We start from the raw sequence: 6,488 nt of genomic DNA, 5'->3' as shown, positions 1-6,488 counted from the left end.
CCATCCCCGTGGTCGCCGTAGCCCCCAGGGGCACGGCAGCGCCGTGCCCCTACACAGCGTTCCTTTTGCGCTACTGCCTAATTCCTATTTCCTGTATCCTATTTCCTAATTCCTATTTCCTGTATCCTTAAGCGTACAAGCAGCCAACCTGGCCTTCTCTACCGGGCCGCGCATGATTGTATCGGTGACTACAACCTGCAAACCCAGGGCACGAATCGGTGCAGCCAAATCATGATCCTGTTGATCAATCACCAGCGTATCGGCAAGTTCGGCATAGATGGTTGCAATACCCAAGGCCGAAACCTCATAACCCATTGCACGCATCAGCGGGGCGGCAGGCCCCTTAATGGCCGCTCCGCCAACAATCGGGCTGACTGCCACAATGGGGGCCGCACTGGCGTGCAGTGCCGCCTCTACCCCCGGCAGGGCCAGAATGGGCCCAATGCTTACCACCGGGTTGCTGGGGGCGATCAGGATGCGTTCGGCTTGGGCGATCAAGTCGAGCAATCCGGGGGCTGGTTGGGCTGGGCCAGCCGCATGCAGGCGCACACCATGCACACGATCCTGCGCCCGCCGTTGCACAAAGTAGTGCTCGAAATGGATTTCGCCCGCATCAGTCACAATGTGGGTCGGCGCTGGATCATCACTCATCGGCACAATTCGTACCGCAACCCCCAAAGCTTGGCGGAAACTATCAGCAACTTGGCTGAGCGTCCAGCCCTCGCGTAGCAACGCCGAACGGCGAATGTGCAGCGCAAGATCGCGATCCCCCAACGTAAACCATGTTGGTCCGCCGAGCTTGCCGAGCCACTCCAGGCAAGCCGTTGTATCGCCCGCAAGCCCCCATCCCTGCTCGCGGTCAATCAGATCCGCCAGCGTACAGGTCACAATATCAAGGTCGGGCGTAATCATCAGGCCATGCAAGACAAAATCGTCGCCCGTATTGACCACCGCGACAATCTGGTCGGGTGGTACGACTTGAACCAGTCCTTCGAGGAATTTTGCCGCCCCAACGCCACCTGCGAGTACGAGGATCATACGCGAATTTACCCCCTTTGCGCCCCTATTGTACCCGATAGTTGTCACGCTACCTCACGCGGTTAGGTATAATACCAATTACCATTGAACATGCCGCATGCCTAATGACATTCAAGCGCATTGAGACGCCATGTCCGGCTATCAGCTATCAGCTATCGGCTATCGGATTTGGTATAATATGGCTGTGACCAACATTGGGTCGGTTAGGGTACGTGAGGGAACTTGGTTCCCTCGCATGCTCCCGCCGTCAGGCGGAAGGCAATAGGTGGCATCCACGAGGTGCATGATGGAATTGACGCTGACACCAGTTTTGATGAGCGCAGAAGCCTTTCAGGCGTTGCCTGAACGCGCCCGGCAGTGCGCCTTAGTGCGCGGGGAGTTGGTAGAAACCATGCCGCCCGGTGGAAAACATGGGGTCATTGCGCTGCGCCTCGGTGCCCGCCTTGAACGTTGGGCTGAGACGGGGAACTATGGGGTGGTTGGAACCGAATCGGGCTTTATTCTGCAGCGCGATCCCGATACGGTGCGTTCGCCCGACCTCTTCTTTGTGTGTGCAGCAGCCCTGCCCCCTACTGGCGTGCCGGAAGCGTTTTGGGCCCAAGCGCCAGATCTGGTGGTTGAAATTGTTTCGCCTTCCGAAACGGCTGAGGAGGTACGGGCCAAGATTCACGATTACATGGCCGCTGGAACACAACTGATCTGGGTGGTCTATCCCCGTACCCGCGAGGTGTTGGTGCATCGGCCTGGGGGTGCGATTCAGGCCTATGCTGAGGAGCAACGCCTTGAAGATGCGGCTCTGCTCCCTGGCTTTGGTTGTCGTGTGGCCGAACTGTTTGAGAGGATGGCATGAAGGTTCCGTTGAGTTGGCTCAAGGAGTTTGTAGCTGTTACGGTGACCCCAGAGGAGTTGGCCCACCGCTTGACTTTTGGTGGCCTGGAGGTTGCAGAGGTTCGGTATGTGGGGCTTGAGGGCGCGGAGTTGCCTTGGGACCCTGAGAAGATTGTGACCTGTAATGTACTTGAGGTGTTGCCCCATCCCAATGCGGAACGCCTCGTGTTGGCCCATGTGGATTATGGCGGCCCTGAAGCCCATACGGTGGTGACTGGTGCTCCCAATCTCTTTCCCTATAAGGGCCAGGGCCCCTTGTCCCATCCGCTCAAGGCGGTCTTTGCCAAAGAGGGGGCGCGCCTCTATGATGGCCACGCCGAACGTCCGGTCATTACCACTCTCAAGGGTCGCCCGGTGCGTGGAGTCATGAGCGATGCTATGCTCTGCTCCGAGAAGGAATTGGGTATCTCTGATGAGCATGAGGGTATTATCATTCTTGAAGATGATGCGCCCGTTGGTGTGCCGCTGTGTGATGTTATGGGTGAAGTCATCTTTACCCTAGAGATTACGCCCAACTATGCCCGTGCCCTCTCGATTGTCGGCGTTGCCCGCGAGGTTGCCGCACTAACCGGGGCTAGCTTGCAGTTGCCACAGTTGGATGTGCAAACCACTGGCCCATCGATTGAAGGCCGCGCCGGAGTGCAGATTGCAGAACCTGATCTCTGCCCCCGTTTTACCCTCGGTCTCGCTGAGGGGGTGAAGCTTGGCCCTTCGCCCCAATGGATGCAGCGCCGCCTCATCCATGCCGGGATGCGCCCGATTAGCAATGTGGTTGATATTTCGAACTATGTGATGCTCGAATGGGGCCAGCCGACCCACGCCTTTGATTATGAACGGGTGCAGGATGGCCAGTTGCTGGTGCGCTTGGCCAACCCCGGTGAGCGTCTGACCACCCTCGATGGCAAGGAGCGCGATTTGACGCCCGGCGCGGCGAGTGGCCTCGAACGCGCCCCCCTGATGGTCTGTGATGCCACCGGCCCCCTTGCCGTCGCCGGAGTGATGGGCGGTGAGGCGAGTGAAGTGAGTGCCACCACCACTACCGTGCTGCTTGAGGCGGCAATCTGGGAACCAACACAGATCCGTAAGACCGCTCGTGGCATGAAACTGCCCAGTGAGGCGTCGCGCCGCTTTGAGCGCGGGGTGGACTATGAGTTGCCCCTGTTGGCTTTGCGCCGCTGCCTTGAGTTGATGCGTTGCCATGCCGGGGCAACGATTGCCCAAGGCTTTATTGATGCCTATCCGCGCCCCTGGCAGGTTCTGCAGCTCGATCTCAGTCCCACTGAGGTGGCGCGGATCTTGGGGGTACAACTGAGCGCCCGCCGCATCGCGGAGCTACTCACCGCGCTCGGCTTCGGCTGTCAGGTGATTGGCGGCTTGGCTGTGGGTGACCTTGCAACCTTTGGCGATGATGCCCATGTGCGCGTCAGTGTGCCCTCCTTCCGCCAGGATGTGACGATTCTTGCCGATCTCTGCGAAGAGGTGGCGCGGGTCTATGGCTATGAGCAGATTGCCCCTACCCGCTTGGCTGATGAGTTGCCCCCAGCAGTGCAGGCGCCCGAGTTGGCCCTGGAGTGGCGCGTGCGTGAGGTGCTGGCTAGTTGCGGCTTGACCGAGTTGATTACTCATGCGTTAGTAGATATGGCACTAGTGGCAACAGTGGCCCCGAGTGCCGCCGTAGCAAGTGACTATGTGAAGCTTGCGAATCCAAATACACCCGAAAAGACCTACATGCGCCGTTCGCTGCTCCCCTCTCTGGGTAATGCGCTAACTCTCAACCTGCGCGAACGGGAACGGGCGCTGCTCTTTGAAATTGGGCGGGTCTATGTGCCGGTTGCGGGCGAAGTGCTGCCCAACGAGCCACGGCGCTTGGCGTTAGCCCTAGCTGGGCCGCGTCAGGCTGAACATTGGGGCGGCGCACAGCGCGAACCACTCGACTTCTATGATCTCAAAGGCATTATTGAGGAACTGGTGGCCCGTTTGGGCCTAAGCCAGCGCATAGGCTATGCGCCGCTACGCGACGATGAGCGCTTCCATCCGGGCCGCGCCGCCACGCTCCTGCTCGACGTAGTTGAAGAGAACCCTGGGCGCAAAGGGCGCGGACGCACTAGCCAGCAGCCGGTGGGCGTCTTTGGTGAACTGCATCCAGCGGTACGCAACCGCCTAGAGTTGCCCCATACGCGGGCCGTCATGGCCGAATTGGATCTAGAGTACCTGATTGCCGTCGCTGCGCCGCCCGTCTTCCGCCCGCTTGCACGCTTCCCCGCGACCGTCCAGGACCTCTCGATTGTGGCACCGCTTGAGGTCCCGGAGGCCCAAGTGGCCGCCCTGATTCGTCGGGGCGCAGGCGAACTCTTAGAGCAACTCACTCTCTTTGATCGCTACAGTGGGCCCCAAGTGGGCGAAGGTAAACGCAGCCTCACCTACCACCTAACCTTCCGCGCCCATGATCGCACCCTAACCGACGAAGCCTTGATCAAGGTACGCAAAAAGATCATCGGCGGATTGGAGCGTGAACTTGGCGCAACCATCCGTGGGTGATAAAAATGGATCAGATTGACAAACGGGCTGATCTCTTTTGGAGTGTCAAACGTGTATCCTTTACCCTCGTGAGCATCCTGACGGTCAGTCTTGCGGGCGCTGGTCTGTGGCACTATCGCTCGGTGCTCAAGCTCAATCGCCATTTGGCCACCGCCCTCGCTGAGGTGCAGCACCAACGGATGATGATTGAGCAGACCAGCGCCCAACGTCAGTGGTATGAAGATGAGTTGCGTACTTCGGCCCAACAGTTGCAGGCGCTCTCGCGGCGCCTGCTTGAGGCCCACGAGCGCGAACGCCGGGCGATTGCGCGTGAATTGCACGATGAGATTGGCCAGGTGCTGACGGGCCTGAAATTGACCTTAAGTACCGCAGCCGTGGATGCGCCTGAACCGCTGGCCACGAGCCTCAATGAGGCCCATGCAGCCATGAGTGAACTCTTGGCCCGCGTGCGCGCCTTGACCCTCGACTTGCGCCCGGCATTGCTCGATGATCTGGGCCTGCTCCCCGCCCTCGGCTGGTTCCTCGACCGCTATGTGCCGCGTACCGGCATCAAGGTAGATCTGCGCCACTCCGGAATCGAGCGCCGCTTCCCCAGTGAGCTTGAGACAACCGCCTATCGAACAATTCAGGAGGCGCTCACCAATGTGGCGCGTCATGCTGGCGTAGACCAAGCTAAGGTACGCATCTTTGCCAGTGCTGAACAATTGGTTGTACAAGTGAGTGATGATGGTATCGGTTTTGCTAGTACGACCCTAGCAAATACCGCAACAAGCGGCGGACTGAGTGGCATGCGCGAGCGCATCCAGTTGATTGGCGGTACCCTCAGTATCGAAGCGCAACCCGGTGAGGGTACTGAAATTACCGCCGAGTTGCCGCTACCGACATTTATGTAATACCAATTGGTTGCACACGGTGACTGAGCTTGCCAAAGCCAGCGCTACGCCCCTTTACGCTCCCTACGTTGGCTGAGCCTGTCGAAGCCAACGTAGGGAACGTAGAGTTGGCTGAGCCTGTCGAAGCCAACGTAGGGAACGTAGAGTTGGCTGAGCCTGTCGAAGCCAACGTAGGGGCGCACGATTCCCCATTTCCTCTTTCCTCGTTGCTCAATCCTTCCCTCAAGGCACAACCCATGACCAGCATTCTCTTGGTGGACGATCACCCCATGGTGCGCGGCGGACTCAAGACTGCGCTCGGAGTCGTTGCGGGCTGGACGGTGATTGGCGAGGCAGATAATGGACAACAAGGGCTTGCGTTGGTGCAACGCTGCCGCCCCGATATTCTCATTGTTGATCTGCAAATGCCAGGAATGAGTGGCATGGAGGTTTTGCGTAGCGTGGTCGCTTCCGTGCCAAGCACCCGCGTCATTGTCTTCTCGATGCACGCCGAAGATGCCTATGTGCGCGAAGCGCTCGACCTCGGGGCTCATGGCTATGTGCTCAAAGATGCTGATGCGAGCGAATTGATCAATGCGATCCGCACCGTAAGCCAAGGCGGGCGCTACCTCAGCCCACTACTGGCCGAACGCATGATCAATGCCTATCTTGGCCATGTCCCTGATGCGGGCGGCATTGGCTGGATGGATGTCTTGACCAAACGCGAACGGCAGATCCTGGTCTTAGCCGGCCAAGGGCTCAATGCCGTCGAGATTGGCGAACGGCTCACCATTAGCCCCCGTACCGCCGAGACCCACCGCACCAATCTGATGCGTAAGTTGGGGCTCAAGGGTCTACGCGAACTCGAACGCTTCGCCCGTGAACAGGGCTTGCTTGAGGCGTCATAGCGCTTGGCGATGCATGGTGTCCATGTTATGGGTGCGTGGGACTCTGGCCCGCGCAGCCTAATGCCGCAAATCTATTTCCTATTTTCTCGTTTCTGTCTCCTTCTCTGGGCATGTCTACGTGCATTCTACGGGTTGTCTACGGTAATTCTACGGGATAGCTGCCAAATCTGGTTGCGGGTACGTATAGACGTAGCGACCCTACGTAGCCTATGATGGTACTCAGGGTAATACCAATTATCCTTGA

General features: G+C 58.8%; 5 protein-coding genes. 4 read left to right on the top strand and 1 reads right to left on the bottom strand.

All coding sequences use genetic code 11. The annotated features are described in order from the left end of the window. Positions 1 to 105: 105 nt before the first annotated feature. Positions 106 to 1,038: a 2-phospho-L-lactate transferase gene (gene cofD, locus CJ255_RS13345; RefSeq protein ID WP_097644597.1), complete on the bottom strand. Its 933-nt coding sequence runs from the start codon at positions 1,036 to 1,038 to the stop codon at positions 106 to 108. 283 nt (positions 1,039 to 1,321) lie between these two features. On the opposite strand from cofD, the gene CJ255_RS13340 reads away from it, so the two are divergent. From CJ255_RS13340 to CJ255_RS13325, 4 genes are all read left to right on the top strand, one after another. Beyond that, positions 1,322 to 1,888, top strand: a complete 567-nt coding sequence (locus CJ255_RS13340; RefSeq protein ID WP_097644596.1) for a Uma2 family endonuclease — start codon at positions 1,322 to 1,324, stop codon at positions 1,886 to 1,888. Beyond that, positions 1,885 to 4,464 (top strand): phenylalanine--tRNA ligase subunit beta, encoded by a 2,580-nt coding sequence (gene pheT, locus CJ255_RS13335; RefSeq protein WP_097644595.1) that lies wholly within the window; start codon positions 1,885 to 1,887, stop codon positions 4,462 to 4,464. The genes CJ255_RS13340 and pheT overlap by 4 nt, the downstream gene beginning before the upstream one ends. A gap of 5 nt (positions 4,465 to 4,469) precedes the next feature. Then, on the top strand, positions 4,470 to 5,357 hold the full coding sequence (locus CJ255_RS13330; protein ID WP_097644594.1) for a sensor histidine kinase: 888 nt from the start codon (positions 4,470 to 4,472) through the stop codon (positions 5,355 to 5,357). Positions 5,358 to 5,593: 236 nt separating this feature from the next. Next, positions 5,594 to 6,244 (top strand): response regulator, encoded by a 651-nt coding sequence (locus tag CJ255_RS13325; RefSeq protein WP_124681933.1) that lies wholly within the window; start codon positions 5,594 to 5,596, stop codon positions 6,242 to 6,244. Positions 6,245 to 6,488 lie beyond the last annotated feature (244 nt).

This window comes from Candidatus Viridilinea mediisalina, from assembly GCF_002532535.1.
Taxonomy (GTDB): Bacteria; Chloroflexota; Chloroflexia; order Chloroflexales; family Chloroflexaceae; genus Viridilinea; species Viridilinea mediisalina.
Note: the sequence above shows the minus strand (reverse complement) of the source record. Positions and strands in the feature narration are given on the sequence as shown.

Coding starts and splice junctions, on each gene's coding strand:
- cofD (WP_097644597.1), bottom strand. CDS start 1,038: ATGATCCTCGTACTCGCAGGTGGCGTTGGGGCGGCAAAATTCCTCGAA.
- CJ255_RS13340 (WP_097644596.1), top strand. CDS start 1,322: ATGATGGAATTGACGCTGACACCAGTTTTGATGAGCGCAGAAGCCTTT.
- pheT (WP_097644595.1), top strand. CDS start 1,885: ATGAAGGTTCCGTTGAGTTGGCTCAAGGAGTTTGTAGCTGTTACGGTG.
- CJ255_RS13330 (WP_097644594.1), top strand. CDS start 4,470: ATGGATCAGATTGACAAACGGGCTGATCTCTTTTGGAGTGTCAAACGT.
- CJ255_RS13325 (WP_124681933.1), top strand. CDS start 5,594: ATGACCAGCATTCTCTTGGTGGACGATCACCCCATGGTGCGCGGCGGA.